Origin of the sequence: uncultured Apibacter sp. (genome assembly GCF_946479295.1) — a bacterium.
GTDB lineage: Bacteria > Bacteroidota > Bacteroidia > Flavobacteriales > Weeksellaceae > Apibacter.
The window spans coordinates 184,408-200,503 of sequence record NZ_CAMLFD010000001.1; the positions used below are offsets into that span (position 1 = coordinate 184,408).

The 16,096-nt window shown below is 28.7% G+C and carries 12 protein-coding genes; 3 read left to right on the forward strand and 9 right to left on the reverse strand.

Going from position 1 to position 16,096, the window contains the following annotated elements; genetic code table 11:
* Positions 1-8: 8 nt before the first annotated feature.
* From Q0T35_RS00975 to Q0T35_RS00995, 5 genes are all read right to left on the reverse strand, one after another.
* Positions 9-1,139, reverse strand: coding sequence for an NAD(P)-dependent alcohol dehydrogenase (locus Q0T35_RS00975; protein ID WP_295840487.1), 1,131 nt, complete (start codon positions 1,137-1,139; stop codon positions 9-11).
* Between the two features lie 17 nt (positions 1,140-1,156).
* The gene (locus Q0T35_RS00980; protein WP_295840488.1) at positions 1,157-2,125 is read right to left on the reverse strand and encodes an alpha/beta fold hydrolase; all 969 of its coding nucleotides are present in this window, start codon (positions 2,123-2,125) and stop codon (positions 1,157-1,159) included.
* Between the two features lie 205 nt (positions 2,126-2,330).
* The gene (locus Q0T35_RS00985; protein ID WP_293917826.1) at positions 2,331-3,083 is read right to left on the reverse strand and encodes a LytTR family DNA-binding domain-containing protein; all 753 of its coding nucleotides are present in this window, start codon (positions 3,081-3,083) and stop codon (positions 2,331-2,333) included.
* A 7-nt stretch (positions 3,084-3,090) separates the two neighbouring features.
* Positions 3,091-4,101, reverse strand: a complete 1,011-nt coding sequence (locus Q0T35_RS00990; protein WP_295840491.1) for a histidine kinase — start codon at positions 4,099-4,101, stop codon at positions 3,091-3,093.
* Between the two features lie 1,489 nt (positions 4,102-5,590).
* Positions 5,591-6,805 carry a DUF6051 family protein gene (locus Q0T35_RS00995; RefSeq protein WP_293917828.1) on the reverse strand — a complete coding sequence of 405 codons (1,215 nt, stop codon included), beginning with the start codon at positions 6,803-6,805 and terminating at the stop codon, positions 5,591-5,593.
* Between the two features lie 417 nt (positions 6,806-7,222).
* On the opposite strand from Q0T35_RS00995, the gene Q0T35_RS01000 reads away from it, so the two are divergent.
* On the forward strand, positions 7,223-8,164 hold the full coding sequence (locus tag Q0T35_RS01000) for a ketoacyl-ACP synthase III (protein ID WP_295840494.1): 942 nt from the start codon (positions 7,223-7,225) through the stop codon (positions 8,162-8,164).
* A 364-nt stretch (positions 8,165-8,528) separates the two neighbouring features.
* Here Q0T35_RS01000 and Q0T35_RS01005 read toward each other — a convergent pair whose 3' ends face one another.
* Positions 8,529-9,077, reverse strand: coding sequence for a YqiA/YcfP family alpha/beta fold hydrolase (locus Q0T35_RS01005; protein WP_295840497.1), 549 nt, complete (start codon positions 9,075-9,077; stop codon positions 8,529-8,531).
* A 243-nt stretch (positions 9,078-9,320) separates the two neighbouring features.
* Here Q0T35_RS01005 and Q0T35_RS01010 point away from each other — a divergent pair, with 243 nt between their 5' ends.
* Positions 9,321-10,844: an oligosaccharide flippase family protein gene (locus tag Q0T35_RS01010; RefSeq protein WP_293917834.1), complete on the forward strand. Its 1,524-nt coding sequence runs from the start codon at positions 9,321-9,323 to the stop codon at positions 10,842-10,844.
* Positions 10,845-11,317: 473 nt separating this feature from the next.
* Here the strand turns inward: Q0T35_RS01010 and Q0T35_RS01015 are convergent, their stop codons facing one another.
* Genes Q0T35_RS01015 through Q0T35_RS01025 form a run of 3 tightly spaced genes read right to left on the reverse strand, consistent with a single transcriptional unit; the run spans position 11,318 to position 14,624 of the window.
* Entirely contained in the window at positions 11,318-12,385 is a 1,068-nt protein-coding gene (locus tag Q0T35_RS01015; RefSeq protein WP_295840499.1) for a hypothetical protein, read from the reverse strand.
* Positions 12,382-13,452 carry a hypothetical protein gene (locus Q0T35_RS01020; protein ID WP_295840501.1) on the reverse strand — a complete coding sequence of 357 codons (1,071 nt, stop codon included), beginning with the start codon at positions 13,450-13,452 and terminating at the stop codon, positions 12,382-12,384. The genes Q0T35_RS01015 and Q0T35_RS01020 overlap by 4 nt, the downstream gene beginning before the upstream one ends.
* Positions 13,449-14,624, reverse strand: coding sequence for a hypothetical protein (locus Q0T35_RS01025; protein WP_295840503.1), 1,176 nt, complete (start codon positions 14,622-14,624; stop codon positions 13,449-13,451). The genes Q0T35_RS01020 and Q0T35_RS01025 overlap by 4 nt, the downstream gene beginning before the upstream one ends.
* A 130-nt stretch (positions 14,625-14,754) precedes the next feature.
* Here Q0T35_RS01025 and Q0T35_RS01030 point away from each other — a divergent pair, with 130 nt between their 5' ends.
* Positions 14,755-16,083, forward strand: a complete 1,329-nt coding sequence (locus Q0T35_RS01030) for an HTTM domain-containing protein (RefSeq protein ID WP_295840507.1) — start codon at positions 14,755-14,757, stop codon at positions 16,081-16,083.
* Positions 16,084-16,096: the final 13 nt, after the last annotated feature.

A 16,096-nucleotide genomic window follows, 5' to 3' on the forward strand; every position in this document is an offset into this window, starting at 1 on the left:
ATTTTTGTTTATTTTAAAGTTTTCATATCAATTACATAACGAAATTTTACTTTTCCATCTACTATTTTATTATAAGCATCATCAAGAGATTGTCCGTCGGCATTTATAATCTCAACTTCAGGGTAAATATGATTAGCTACCGAATAATCTAACATTTCTTGGGTTTCTGCTATACCACCGATCAACGAACCATACACCTTTCTATTAGGATTAAAAATAAATGAATCTAATGTTATTTGAGGCATATTCTCATAGGAGGGTAAACCAACGATCGCCATTTCGCCCCCCATTTTTAACATTTTCATATATATCACAGGATTGTATTTAGCCGGAACAGTACTAATGATGAAACTAAACTGATTTTCAAAACCCTTTAATTCTTCAAGATTTGTAACATTTACATATTGCACCGCTCCCAATCGCATGGCATCTGCTCTTTTTTCTTCTGAAATATCTAATACTGTAACTTGAGCTCCTAATGCTACTAAATATTGTACGGCTAAATGTCCCAATCCTCCAAAACCTACCACAGCAACCTTATCCTCTTTCTTTACTTTGGAAAAATGGATTGGGGAATAAGTGGTAATTCCGGCGCAAAGAAGCGGGGCCACTCTTTTTATATCGGCATGGGAAGGAATTTTTATAGCATGATTGGCTGACACCACATATTTGTTGGCATATCCTCCTTGTGTAATTTCATTGTTGTTAAAATAATCATGAGATCCATAGGTGCCTACCATTCCTTTTTCACAAAATTGCTCTAATCCGTTTTTACAATTATTACACTGTCCGCAAGAATTGATTATACACCCTATACCCGCATAATCTCCTACTTTAAATTTAGTAACATTCTTACCTATTTGTATAACACGTCCGGCTATTTCATGTCCACCCACAAAAGGATATTTCGTATTTCCCCATTCACTCCTTCCCATATGTATATCGCTATGGCAGATTCCTGAATATAGGATATCAATAAGAATATCGTTATCCCCTATTGCATGCCGGCTAAATTCATACGGTTGGAAATGCCCGTCTTTAGAAAAAAGTGCAAGACCTTTTACCGGAATTCTTGTATTTTGTGAGAATAATACTGATGAAATCATCACTATCGTCAATATGTTTATTAATTTTATCATGAATAAGAATTTATAGTTTAATTTAACTTTTTATCATTTAGCCAATCTGAAATTAAATGGGCTATTGTCAGATTGTTCAAATCAGACATAATAAAATGGGTATTGCCCTTTATCCCTATTTCCGGCAAATGTATAATACTGACATCTCCCCCATAAGCATTTACTATTTCAGCCCATTTATTGGCGGTAGCCAGTACATCTCTCCAGAAATTTTCGGAATAGGCTGTTGTTTTTTCTATGGGAATATAATCACCGTAAAAAATTATAATAGGGATTGTAGTCAATTTTAAAAATTCATCTAAGGGTATGCCCTTACCTCCCCTATTATTTTCATGTACTTCTCCTTCAGGGAAGCAAAATCCTCCGGGCTCAATAGCTACAATAGCTTTTACATGATTATTTTTAATTGCAGTTTTCCAGCCCAGTATACCTCCTGCCGAATGGGTAAAGAAAATCCCATCACCCGATTTATTAAATACTGCCGACAAAGCATCCACTACTTGCGTTTCCTCAATGTTACCGGTGTTAGGAGTCATCATACGAAAGAAATTTTCAAGAGATTGGTTGTCTTTGGGAAATTGTACCCCATCATAGAATTTAGGATACCGACCGATACGAAACTGAGTAAACCATGCCTGATCATCAGGTTTATCAGATATCCCTACAGGTTTTGTAGTCTGGCCTGCCTCTCCGCGTCCCGGTTGGTCAACAAGATATATACTATAACCTTTTCGAAGAAAAATATTAGAAAAACCTTCTCTTCCATCAGCGGTAGTCTGCCAGCAACGACGCGATTGTCCATATCCATGTAAAAATACTATTGAGTTGTTTTTTTTATTTACAGGAATTTGATAAAACACATCTGCATGATCGCCATGTCGCGTTTGTCCTCCCTGTATTTCATACCAAGGTTTGAACGGATCGAAAATGCCTTTACTTGAAACAATGGTTCCACCAGCTGAAAATGCACCTTGCTCTTTTATCATGAATAAATCTTCATTATCTATTTTCTGTTGATAATTACAACTAGAATAAAGTAAAAATGATACAGCAAAAATTTTATATTTATACTTATTAGACACCGTACAAGGATTTTTATTATTACAAATATTTAATAAATACGATAAAACAATATTTCGAAATTGATTAAAACGAAAAGTTGTTTGTTTAAGACGAATAAGATAAATACATCTATTTATTTACAACCCATAATTTAAAATCTGCTGCTTTGTTCTTACTGATATAAATACGTTCGGGGACGTCCCTATCGAGCGTTATTAATAAGCGATTATCAAACCAAATAGTAAGACTCTTCACACTGTTACGGGCAATTATATATTGTTTGTTTGCCCGATAAAAATTATCCGGATTAAGAAATTTAAAAATCTGTTCTAATGTCTTGAAATAAGGATAGGAACTTCCGTCCTTCAAATAAATATGCGTATTTTTATTAGAAGTATAGAAATAAGATACCTCCTGCAAATCGATAGGGAAAAGTTTATCTTTTAAGGAAACTAATATTTTTTCTTTATAGAGTTTTGTAGGGGCTAATTGTGCTATTCGAGTTAGATATTCGGATAGGTCGGGTTGCGTTAGTTTTTTGAATTTCTGTATTGCACGATCCAATTCTTCTTGTTTGATGGGTTTTAAGAGGTAGTCAATACTATTTACTTTAAATGCCTCAATAGCATATTCGTCATATGCTGTTGTGAAAATAATAGGAACTTCTACTTTTATATTTTCAAATATTAAGAAAGCTGAACCGTCCGACAAATGGATATCCATCAATATTAAATTGGGTTTGTTATGGTTGGATAACCAATTAATAGTTTGGGTAACGCTTTCCGTATTTCCAACTACTTGTATGGAAGGTTCAATATCTCGTAAAATTCCAACAAGACTTTCATAAGCTGCTGTTTCATCTTCTACTATCAATATTTCCATATCTTATTTATATTAACGGTAAATATACTGTAAATGTTACGCCATCATTTTTAATTTTTATCTGACCATTTGTAAGTAATGAAAATCGATTTTTTAGGTTATTCAATCCTGTACCATTGGTAGTAGGTGAAAATATTTTAGGATATATAGGATTGGATACTACTAATTCTTTACATTCATTCACTTCAATTGTAATAATCATTTTATGATCACTATCTATAATATTATGAACTACTATATTATCCAAAATAGGCATAACTGAAAGAACCGGAAGCTTATAAGATAATGCTGATTGATTTATTTTAATATCATAGATCAATTTATTAGCGAACCGTACTTCCATCATATAACGAAATGCTTGTATGAAATCAAGTTCTTCTCTAAATGTTACCAGTCCCTTTTTATCACTTTGTAAAATATAGCGAAATACATCCGATAGTTTATTTACATAAGTAAGGGTAACCAAATCGTCCTTTTTTCGAATAAGCGATACCAATCCGTTCAACGAATTAAAGAAAAAGTGAGGATTTACTTGATAGATTAATGCATTATATTGACTCTGCAAATTTTCAATTTTTAACTGTTCTATTTCCAGCTCTTTATTTTTCTTTTCGTTATATAATTGGTAAATATAAGATGAAAGCGTACATAAAATGCAAATAAGAAAAAATTGAAATAAAACCAAACTGCCTAAGTGAGCTATTTTAACTTTTAAAATGAAAAATATTCCTACGTAAATACAGAAAGCAAAAAGAGTAATTAGGGAATTATATAGTAAGCGACTTTGAAAAGAGGTAGTTTGAATTTTTCTTACATTGATCTTGATCAATGCAAAAATAAAAATAGTATATAGTATACAACGTAATATAAAAAACAAAAGATAATATATTTTTTTATTATCAGCCAACATACTTATCTCCCAAGGTAACCAAGTTATATTGGGATAAACTATAAGTAGTGAGCAAATAAAGCTAAACAGCAATAATTTATCTGCTGAATATTTACCTAATATACACATTGACAGGAACTTTATACAAAAATATTTATTTTAGCTGTAAATAAAATAATTCTTAAAAATAAATAAATTCATACTTTGAATTTTATCGTTTTTATTTTGAATATTTTATAAGAATGATCGTAAAACGAGTAAACTATATTAATTGTTTTATCGTGCAAAGCTAAACTTTTAGTTACCTATTGAAGCTTTTTTATATTATCTCATTTTAAAAACAAAAATTCGCCGGCTTATTATTTTACTTTTTATTGACTAAAATATGACATAAATGGAAATCAAAAATTATATAAAGATAATAGACTCTCAATTTGTAATTTGTTTAACATCTTTTATAGAAAATCCGTATACGTAATAAGGAATAAATTACCAGCACATGATCCGGTTGATAGGAGATTATTGTCTCCGAAATCGTTTGCCTACAACAATATAATCCGAATAATGGGTTACGGGAATTTCTACTTCGCAGTCCTTTACAGAAATTTCTGCTAGCATATATAAGTAATTTGGTATAACATTCCGTAGGGATACGCACCTTACCTCATTAATTTTACGGATTGGATTACAATACCATTTTTTTGGTCCTAACTATCTAAAGTCAGATTTTCAGTTTTACAACCGATGCCTTTAACTGTATCAGTATACACATAGATAAAGTAGCTTAATAATTTTTCAGCATTTAGCTTATTATAATTTCAATATAATTATTGCACAACAATTGAGCGGCACTTACATAATTTACCTCTTAAGAATATTTAGGAACAGTCTAATGCCTAATCAGAGTTATCAATGGGGTGTTATACTTTCACATAAAAATTACATGAAATTTCGTTAAAAAAATCATGTAAAGTGAAGCCTTTATTTTTCTCTGAAGCGAAGTTCAAAGACGTTTCATATCCCGGTATCTCAATTGTATATGTATCGGTTGAAAGGAAATCTCCTGATTTTGTAAAAAATATCTATTGTCTAGTGACGAAATTGCGCTAATGGTATAAGGACTCGATTTCGTTACATATACTGTTGCGTAAATTTTATTTTCATTTGATAGTGCTGCTTCGACTATATATTTTTTTAATTTTAATAGGGCAACAATCTATTATATATACAGCTTTAGACATTTTTCCGTATATGATCTTCAATCTCTTTTCTATTTTATCCAATCATTAAAACCGTTTTCTGTAATATTTTAAAATTATAGACTTCATATACATTTAGCACATTAATATTTTACAATTATTACTAAAAATCTGCTGTTTACATATTTTTTCAAATATTTCTTTTTAACAAAATAAATTCTAAAAATGATTTTAAATTAACCAAAGTTTGTTTTTAAGATAAAAAAATATTTTGCGGAAGGCTTATTGTTACATTTTTTTTAATTTCAAGAATTATTATATGCCCTTAATGCATTTAAATTAATTCAGTGTATTATATAAAAAATAAGGTACTTTTAACACATTTATACTAAATAATTTCAACTTTTATTTAAAAAATATTATTTAACTAAAAAATCACATATTTTATCTAATGTTAATGTAAAGCAATTATGTACTTCATCAGCTATTTCCGGCGTACAAGGAAAAGGATCTTCGTGTACATAGTTGTATGGATAATCCATTAAATCAACAGAAATAGGTATATCTCTACGAGATCCTTGTAAAGTATTCATAATTTCATATGAAGGTATTACTTCATCTTTATCCAAAGTGATCACATAAAATTGATGGCTCATTCTTCTAAATTCTTCTTCCCTTTCTTTGATTAAAGTTTTATAACATAACATACTTCTAAAATTCGGGCCTTCAGGAGTACTAAACATGTAATATCGAAGCACTTCATCCCTGTCCATATGACTATCCAAATGCTCTACTATAAATGAATATAAACCAACCTCAGCCTCACTATCTAAAATAAATTTTGATACCGGTGAAAATCGATTAAAAACGGCCCCTCCGCAAAAAATAGCACATTTTGACTCCGAAAAATATCCATTTCTGTTACTCATCATTAATACTTGAGACAAAAATGCACCAATAGAATAAGCGAAAAGGTCTATTTTTGCATTTTTATCAATCCCTGGGTGTATTCCTTCTTTTATATCTTCTACAAAATCTAACACATCATAATAAGACTGCAAACCGGACCAGATAAATCTTTGAGGCTTATTATTAATACGTGTACTAATAGCTACATTGGAAAGGCTTGAGCATAAAAGTAAAGGGTGCCGTTTTTTTCGTTCTTCACTCACACGATACATTTCTCTTGAATTACTCCACAATACCGGAGCTCTATTCATATGAAAAGCCATAGGAAATAAAACAATAGCTTTCTCTGTTTTTTCAGCCATATATGTTGCCCATGGTAAATATTTATACCAATATTTCTCATTAAACCCATGAAATAAAATGACAATTTCTTTAGCCTTGTTTTCTTTTTTAGGCATGATTATATGATATCGAAATTCAATATTTTCAATGATATCGGCATCTTTTTTAATTAACATTTTTTGGATAATATCCGACTCATCTTCATTGATAGGAGTATGTAAAAATTCATAATTATCATTATTTCCTAAACCACCGGGTAGTATAAAACGATAATTTGATTTAAATGAAAAATTTCTAATAACCAAATTCTGATCTATATCTATTTGATCCTTAGCGTAATCTTCAATTTTTTTCAAATATATAAACAAGTCTAAATATTTCATTTATATGTTAAAATTTGTAATTAAGTATTACCTCACAAACAATTATATTATTACTATTTAATCTAAACTACAATTATAATGTTTTTTTTATTTATTATTAAGATATAAATTTATAATTTTTAAACATATAAATATAATTTAAAGATTATTTTAAAAAAAAATTGTTAGATGGTGTAATATTTTTACCAAAATTTAAAATTACATTATAAATATAAATATTCAACTATTATTGTATTATATTTTTATTTTTTTGCTAATTATTGAAAATAATTCCCAATGGCATAAAATTTGATGTTAAATTACATTTAATAAAAAGTTAATATATGTGTTCTTTTAATAAAACTCAGCTAAATAAATTAAAAAATAAGTTATTAGTAGCCTATATTTGCAAAAATTTTAATACTTAAATATTTTAAAATGTTTATAAATTCTAAAGGATATTATATACCTGCAAAAAGAATTAATAATGATTATTTTGCTAAACTTAATAACTTATCAGAAGAATGGTATTTTAAAAGAACAGGAATACTTACCAGAGCAAGAGCTTCTGAAGAAGAAACTATAGATTACATGAGCATTAAAGCTGTTGAAGATGCTATCAAAAATTTACCTTATGACATTAAAGATGTCGATTTGATTGTATTTGCTTCATATACGCCTTCTGATACTGTTGGAACAACAGCTCATGTCATACAAAAAGAATTTCATATAAATAATGCCAAGGCTATTTATGTATCTTCTGCTTGTTCATCAGCTCTCAACGGCATGGAAATCATTAAATCTTTTTTTACAAGTAAAATTTCGTCTAAAGCTTTATTGATTAGTGCTGATAGAAATTCAAGCTATTCTGATGATAGAGATATACAATCCGGGCATTTATGGGGAGATGCCGCTGTGGCATTATTTTTTTCTTCCGAACCTATATGTTCTAACGAAGCCGAAGTTTTAGATATAAATACTCTTGGACTTGGGGATATCGGTCATGGTCCAGAGGCAGTCACTATGGAGCCTAAAAACGGTTTACATATGCCTTATGGGAAAGATGTCTTTACTCAAGCTTGTATATATTTATCCAAACAGACGCAAACAATTATCCAAAAAAATGGTTTTTCAATTTCTGATTTATCATATTTTATAGGCCATCAAGCCAATAAAAGAATTTTAAATAATGTTTGCCATGAATTAGGTTTAGAGGAAAATAAATCGCTGTCGAATGTTGAGGAATTAGGTAATACTGGGTGTGCAAGTGCTCCTTTAGTTCTTGCTCAGAATTATGATATTTTTAAAAAAGGTGATCTTATATGTCTCTCAGTATTTGGAGGGGGGTATTCTTCCGGTACATGCTTAATAAAATTTTAATTGATAAGCTAACTGGTATTTAACTTAAACTAACTTCATTGTTATAAGAATCCAATAATCATATTATCATTTGGGCTTTAACAATTTATTAGTTCCTGATTATATTAAAATATATTCTAAAGAGATTGTATTACTTATTATTTAATAATCTAAGTAAGATAATTTTTTGTATACTATTCATATGTAAAAGAATTAATTATGATTATTTCCGAGAAGAATCTTATCAAATTTATTAATCGAAAAGGGTAGAAAATAAAATATTAGATTAGAATTTGAGTTCTAATCATATTTTGTCATTTTTATGAAAAGTGCATAAATTATTAACACTTTTAATTACTATAGGTTTCTAAATTTTTTTTAGCAATTAGCTATTCGCTTTATCAAAAGCCTTCATAATTACTTGATGAATTGATGGCATATATTCATTCATATGTGTTATTGCATGCACATCATCTAATTCTAGAATTTTTAATGACGTGCCAAAAACTTTTTTATAATAGTTCGGGTTAAGAACTTCGTCATTTTTAGAAATTATAAGATGTATGTTTTTGTTTAATATATTTTCCGAAGTAGCTGAAAATATTTTTTCTTTCAACTCGGCAGGAATTCTTTCTTGTTCCTTTATTTGTTCAGCCGAAAATACAGGATTCGTCATAACATAATGCATACCTTTAAATGAATTCACTAAATGCCAAGCAATATTTGCCCCCATACTGTCTGCCATAATTATACTATCTTCACAATTTTCTTTTAATATTTTAGCTTTATCTTCTAAAAATTTCGGAATATTCATAAATTCATCCCAATCCCAACATATAGTATTATATTCTTCAAAATTTTGATAAAAATTTTGTAAACATTCAAACTTTTTCCCTGAAGTTTGATATCCGTGAAGAAAATATATTTTTTTCATTTGTATATTTAACTCTTTACGTTAAAGGATAAACCTTTATTTTGGATTATATTTTTGTTAATTCAATTACTTACGAATATTATTTGCAATTCATCCCTATTCATACTTCTTCTTTTAATTCAATATATTATGCGGATGCCTACAAACCTAATCAAATTTATTAAATTTGTCAATAATATAATATTAAAAATTTATATTAGTACTATTCCGGAATTATTGTCAGTAATATTTAAAAAGAAATAAGTGTATAAAAAGTTATTTAGTCAAACACTAATTTATGGATTAAGCAATGTTTTAGTCCGAGTATTTCCTTTTATACTAACCCCTATGTTAGTAAGAACATTCGGCCCCGCTAAATATTCTATATATGCTGATTTTTATTCTGCGGCAGGTATACTTTCTGTATTATTAACCCATGGAATGGAAACTACATTTTTTCGCTTTTTTCAAAAATTTAAGGATAAAGAAATAAAGCAAAATACAGTATATTTCACTTCATTTACTTCAGTTTTAATTGTGTCTTTATTATTCTTAATTTTTGGAATATTAGCCAGACATTTTTTAGCCACAGCCTTTAAACATCCCGATGAAGTTGTTTTTTTAGTATGGTTTCTTTTTATCCTCGCTGCTGACGCTATATCGGCTGTTCCCTTTGCAAAACTTAGAATTCAGAATAGATCCTTATATTTTGCTTCTCTTAAAATATTGAATTCTGTCACCATGTTCTTTTCAACGATTTTATTAATATTCTGGATACCTAAGCAAATTGAAAACGGAGGAATAGGAGCTGCTTTTTTTAGCAAAGTGTATAATTTTGATTATGGCATAGGCTATGCTTTTGCTGCAAATTTATTTGCCAGCATTATAACCTTTATTGCTTTAATCCCTACTATGTTAGATGGTAAATACACCTTCGATTTTTCTTTATGGAAAAAGATGTTAATTTATGCATGGCCTATAACCATTGCAGGATTAGCCGGAATTGTAAATGAAACGATGGATCGACAGTTTATTAAATATCTTCTTCCTGAAGGAGTTGCTGAAATCCAAATGGGGATTTACAGTGCAGTTTATAAAATAGCTACTTTTATTACTTTGTTTAAAACCGCCTACCTACTTGGTGTGGAACCATTTTTCTTTTCTCATGCAGGAGAAAAAAATTCAGGAAAAACGTATGCTACTTTAATGAAATATTATGCCATTTTCAGTGCTGTTATTTTATTATTTTTAGTAGCCAATTTAGATTGGATAGGACGTTTATATATAAGAAATTCGGATTATTGGGAAGGCTTTCCAGTAGTTCCTATCCTATTAATTGGGTCTACATTCTTAGGTATATACCTCAATCTTTCCATATGGTACAAATTATCTGACAATACACATTACGGAGCAATCATTTCCGGTATAGGGGCATTGATAACCGTAGTATTAAATTTTATAGGATTAAAATACACCGATCTTGGCTATTGGGCATGTGCTATTGCTACGTTTATATCCTATCTTACCATGATGCTAATATCTTATTTTTGGGGACAAAAATTATATCCTATACCTTACAATTACAGGAAACTTATTTTTTATATTGGAGGAAGTTCTTTGTTAAGTCTAATTGCCTATTATTGCAGCAATCAAATGTATGTAAGAATTCTAATCGGAAATATTTTATTCTTTTTATTTATTTATCTTACTTTAAAGATCGAACAAAAAGATATAGAAGTCTTAAAGAAAAAATTTTTCCAACTTAAAACACATAAAAAGGAGAATTAATTCTGCATTTTTCTTCTTCAATTTAAAAACAGACAATTATATTAGCTTTTATTATTATACTTAAAGCAATATTTATTTCAATTTCTTATACGTTGTTACTAGTAACCTTTAGCTAACAAATTTTTCAATATTAAATTTTCATTACTTTTTATATTATTATTCATTTTATTTTTATTTAAATAATATTATTTATTAGCTATAATTATAGTATTAATAACACTTTAGAAAGGTAAAAACTATAAAATAATTTAATTATATGCATTTATAATTTCAATATATTATAATAATTAAATATATAATTAGCGATTTATGATAACATATTAAAATAAATTTATTATCTTTGTCTCAATATTTATTTTATCTTATAATTATAATTTTGAGCATTCACAGATAGAAATTGTACTATGCTGTGAAAACAAATAAAGCGGTCATTTGATGACCGCTTTATGTTTTATAAAACTTTATTTTAAATATTAATTTTTCAACTCATCATTTAATAATTTAGAAAAAAATGAGGTATTATTTCTAGCATCAAATTTTTCAGCTAAATCTAAGGCTCGGTTATAGTAGTAGGAATACAAATCTTTTAAATTATATTCACCTGAATCGTCATATAATGGATGAGTCGCACTAATCCTTATTTTCCTAGAACCTTCAACGTTAAAAAGATTTAAGACATCCACTGAGAAATCGAATTGTAAAGAATCTTCCGAATTAAAATCCCAAGGAGAATATTTTTCAAAAAGTTCAAACGCTTTTTCCCTGTCATTATATATTAAATAATTAATTAATAATGAAACAGTTGATAAAATAGACTGATCTTCCTCATCTACATTTTTTTTTAGCTCATACATGGCTTTTTCATAGAAATCAGCTGCTCTAGAATCTCCTAATTTATTTAAATAATAGGCAAATTTGCAAAAAGTAGCAAAAGGCATATGGGCACAGCTGAGTTTCTTAACAAAAAGATCATGAGCAATATCAATTGCTCTATCTACATTTCCTTTTTTTAATTCAGACTCAACTCTAATATCTAGCTCACAAGCCATACAATGGGACATATCATCACGGGTGTCTTTTTCTCTTAATTCAATATAGGCATCCATTGACTCTATATCTCCTATAAAATCATACCATCCAATTATAACACTGTAATACCCACGTAAACTATAACCATTTTTTGTCATTCTAGATTTAAGATCCTCAAATATTTTTTCTATTTGCTCTTTTTCTATATTTGAATTTCTATAGGAAGCTTGTGCTAACCATTTATATTGCCATAATAATTCTTTTTCATCAAAAATTTCAGGATTTTTATCATAGGTTTCAAGAAGCCATGTAAAGGCTGGAAAACTTTCAATACATCTTGAAGTTCTAACTTCTTCATTTATTAACTCCAACCTAAAATCAAATCCCCATTCTATATCATTATTAGAATCAGCCAAAAGTATTGCTTGTTTTAAGAGAATTATTTTGTCATCCGGATTTGTAATTGAATTTAGCTTTAAATTAATTTTTTGTAATTCTAAATTATAGCTCATTTGCTCATTGTTTCTTTAGTTAATAAATTTTTAAAATTATCGGTTTTATTTCTTGCATCAAATTTATGAGCTAAATCTAAGGCTCGGTTATAGTAGTAGGAATACAAATCTTTTAAATTATATTCACCTGAATCGGAATATAATGGATGTGTCGCACTTATCCTTATTTTCCTAGAACCTTCAACGTTAAAAAGATTTAAGACATTCACTGAGAAATCAAATTGCAAAGAATCTTCCGAATTAAAATCCCAAGGAGAATATTTTTCAAAAAGCTCAAACGCTTTTTCCCTATCATTATATATTAAATAATTAATTAATAATGAAATAGTTGATAAAAAAGTCTCATATTTCTCATCTATATTTTCTTTTAGCTCATACATAGCTTTTTCATAGAAATCAGCTGCTCTAGAATCTCCTAATTTATTTAAATAATAGGCAAATTTGCAAAAAGTAGCAAAAGGCATATGGGCACAGCTGAGTTTCTTAACAAAAAGATCATGAGCAATATCAATTGCTCTATCTACATTTCCTTTTTTTAATTCAGACTCAACTCTAATATCTAGCTCACAAGCCATACAATGGGACATATCATCACGGGTGTCTTTTTCTCTTAATTCAATATAGGCATCCATTGACTCTATATCTCCTATAAAATCATACCATCCAATTATAACACTGTAATACCCACGTAAACTATAACCATTTTTTGTCATTCTAGATTTAAGATCCTCAAATATTTTTTCTATTTGCTCTTTTTCTATATTTGAATTTCTATAGGAAGCTTGTGCTAACCATTTATATTGCCATAATAATTCTTTTTCATCAAAAATTTCAGGATTTTTATCATAGGTTTCAAGAAGCCATGTAAAGGCTGGAAAACTTTCAATACATCTTGAAGTTCTAACTTCTTCATTTATTAACTCCAACCTAAAATCAAATCCCCATTCTATATCATTATTAGAATCAGCCAAAAGTATTGCTTGTTTTAAGAGAATTATTTTGTCATCCGGATTTGTAATTGAATATAGCTTTAAATTAATTTTTTGCAATTCTAAATTATAGCTCATTTTCTCATTATTTCCTTAGTTAATAACTTTTTAAAATTATCGGTTTTATTTCTTGCATCAAATTTTTCAGCTAAATTCTGTGCTATAGATAAATAATAGTTATATAAATCATCAGAATTATACTTTGCATCAGCCCTATAGAAAGGTAAGGTTGGATTTAATTTTTCTAGCTCGATAGTCCCTTTTTGTTTAAATAAGTTTAAAAAATTTAAACAAACGTCGAAATTTGTCTTGTCTTCTGAATTTAACTGCCAATGAGCATACTTTTGATAAAGATCCAATGCATGCTGGGTATTATGGTAAGATGCGTAATTAATTAATTTAGAGAGACCTAAAATAAATGAAGATTCAAAATCATTATCAAACTCATTTAATCCCTTTTCAAAATACTCTTTCGCTTTACTCTCATTAACATTATTAAGATAATAGGCCAAATTACAATAAGTATCAAAAGGGACTTCATTACAAGATATGTCTTCATTTAGCATTTCGTTTGTATCTGCAATGGCAGAATCATAATCTCCTGCAATTAATTTAATTTTAATTTTTGTATTCAGCTCACAAGCTTCACAATCTGACATTCCATCTCTTCCATATTCATCTCTTTCTTTTAATGTTTGTAAAGCACCTGAAATATCTCCAATCGATTCTTGCAAATCTATTTTAGGAACGTAATATGCTCCTAATCCATATCCATTTCTTTCCAACCTCATTTTTAAATCTTCTAAAATATCTTGAATTTGCTCTAATGAAATATCTGCATTATTCACAGCCGAACAAGCCAACCATTTATATTGCCATAATACATTCTCTTCCTTAAATAAATCGGGATGGGAATCAACCGCTTCGAGCAACCAAGTTATCGCCGAAAAACTATCTATACAATGGGATGTATAAATTTCCTCTTGAATCAGCTGGATTCGTAGATCAAAAGATTCTTCTAAATTATTGGCAGCATCTGACAATTTGATTGACTCTTTTAATATGCCAATTCGATAATCCAGATTCATTTCCTCATCCATTAAGATATGGCGTAAATCTATACTTTCATATAAATCTTTATTAAGATCCGCAATTTCAATTGCTTGATTTATTAATTTTTTTCTCAGATCGATATCATTTTCTTCATCAATCTTAATCTGTAACTTTTGTAATTGTAATTTGTAGTTCATATCAGCTTTTATTAATGTTTCTCTGTTTTATACCAAAGATACTACTTATATCATTATTCATATACAACCAAATCTTATATTTTGAATTGATTTTTATTTATTATCTTTATTGAGCAATAAAAAGAACAATATGAAAATATCAAAAGGTAAATTATTCCAGGAAATAGATAATTCTCCCCTAATTATATTTAGGATGTTATTCGGATTTTTACTTTTTGTAGAATCTTGGGGTGCTATATTGACAGGGTGGGTAAAAACTAACTTAATATCTCCAAAAGTATTCTTCAGTTTTATTGGTTTTGAATGGCTTCATCCTCTTCCCGGATATGGAATGTATTTTTATTTTATATGTATGGGAGTTTTAGGATTATTAGTAATGATTGGATACAGATATCGGTTAAGCCTTTTGTGCTTTACGATTTTATGGACAGCTCAATATTTAATGCAAAAAACTGCATATAATAACCATTATTATTTTCTGACTCTCATATGTTTCTTAATGCTTTTTTTACCTGCAAATGCTTATTACTCCATTGATGTAAAAAGAAATAAGAATATAAAATCATTGTCAATGCCTCAATGGTGCTCATTCGTTCTGATATTACAAGTTTCAATTTTATATATTTATGCAAGTATTGCAAAACTCTATCCTGATTGGCTGGATGGTACTTTTACCCGATTATTATATTCTCATAAAACAGATTTCCCCTTTATAGGTAAATTTTTTACGGAAAAATGGTTTTATATTTCAATTGCTTATCTTGGTATTTTATTTGATGGATTGATTGTTCCTATGATGCTTTGGAAAAAAACCAGGACATTAGCTCTAATAGCAAGTTTAATTTTTCATCTTTCCAATTCATTTATTTTAAAGGTAGGTATTTTCCCTTATTTTGCTTTAAGCTTTATTGTTTTTTTCTATCCTCCGGACACAATAAGAAGAATATTTTTCAAAAAACGACCCGCACTTTCATTAAAGACTTATAATTATACTAATAAGAATCAGACATATATCCTTTTAGTAATAATCTATTTTATCATTCAATTACTCCTACCTATACGCCACTATTTCATTAAAGGAGATGTTTTCTGGACAGAAGAAGGACATAGACTAAGCTGGAGAATGATGTTAAGACAGCGAAATGGTTCTACCTATTTTACGATCATTGACAAAAAGACAAAGGAAATCCTTACCTTTAATATGCATGACTTATTTACTGAAAAGCAAATCCACAGAATAGATTGTTATCCTGATTTTATATGGCAAGCAGCTCAGTATATAAAACAAGATTTTAAACAAAAAAATAAGGAGATTGAAATTTATGCAAATACAAAGATCTCTGTTAATGCACATCCGTTCAAGCAATTTATTGACCCAAAAATAGATTTAGCATCAGTAAGCTGGGATTATTTTAAACACTCTAATTGGATTCTTTTATATGATGATTATAGAAAATAAAAATCATATATTT

Bases quoted from the DNA above. Each gene is read 5' to 3' on its own strand.
- Q0T35_RS00995 (WP_293917828.1), bottom strand. From the start codon at position 6,805: ATGAAATATTTAGACTTGTTTATATATTTGAAAAAAATTGAAGATTAC.
- Q0T35_RS01000 (WP_295840494.1), top strand. From the start codon at position 7,223: ATGTTTATAAATTCTAAAGGATATTATATACCTGCAAAAAGAATTAAT.
- Q0T35_RS01005 (WP_295840497.1), bottom strand. From the start codon at position 9,077: ATGAAAAAAATATATTTTCTTCACGGATATCAAACTTCAGGGAAAAAG.
- Q0T35_RS00980 (WP_295840488.1), bottom strand. From the start codon at position 2,125: ATGATAAAAGAGCAAGGTGCATTTTCAGCTGGTGGAACCATTGTTTCA.
- Q0T35_RS01030 (WP_295840507.1), top strand. From the start codon at position 14,755: ATGAAAATATCAAAAGGTAAATTATTCCAGGAAATAGATAATTCTCCC.
- Q0T35_RS00990 (WP_295840491.1), bottom strand. From the start codon at position 4,101: ATGTGTATATTAGGTAAATATTCAGCAGATAAATTATTGCTGTTTAGC.
- Q0T35_RS00975 (WP_295840487.1), bottom strand. From the start codon at position 1,139: ATGATAAAATTAATAAACATATTGACGATAGTGATGATTTCATCAGTA.
- Q0T35_RS01025 (WP_295840503.1), bottom strand. From the start codon at position 14,624: ATGAACTACAAATTACAATTACAAAAGTTACAGATTAAGATTGATGAA.
- Q0T35_RS01015 (WP_295840499.1), bottom strand. From the start codon at position 12,385: ATGAGCTATAATTTAGAATTACAAAAAATTAATTTAAAGCTAAATTCA.
- Q0T35_RS00985 (WP_293917826.1), bottom strand. From the start codon at position 3,083: ATGGAAATATTGATAGTAGAAGATGAAACAGCAGCTTATGAAAGTCTT.
- Q0T35_RS01020 (WP_295840501.1), bottom strand. From the start codon at position 13,452: ATGAGCTATAATTTAGAATTGCAAAAAATTAATTTAAAGCTATATTCA.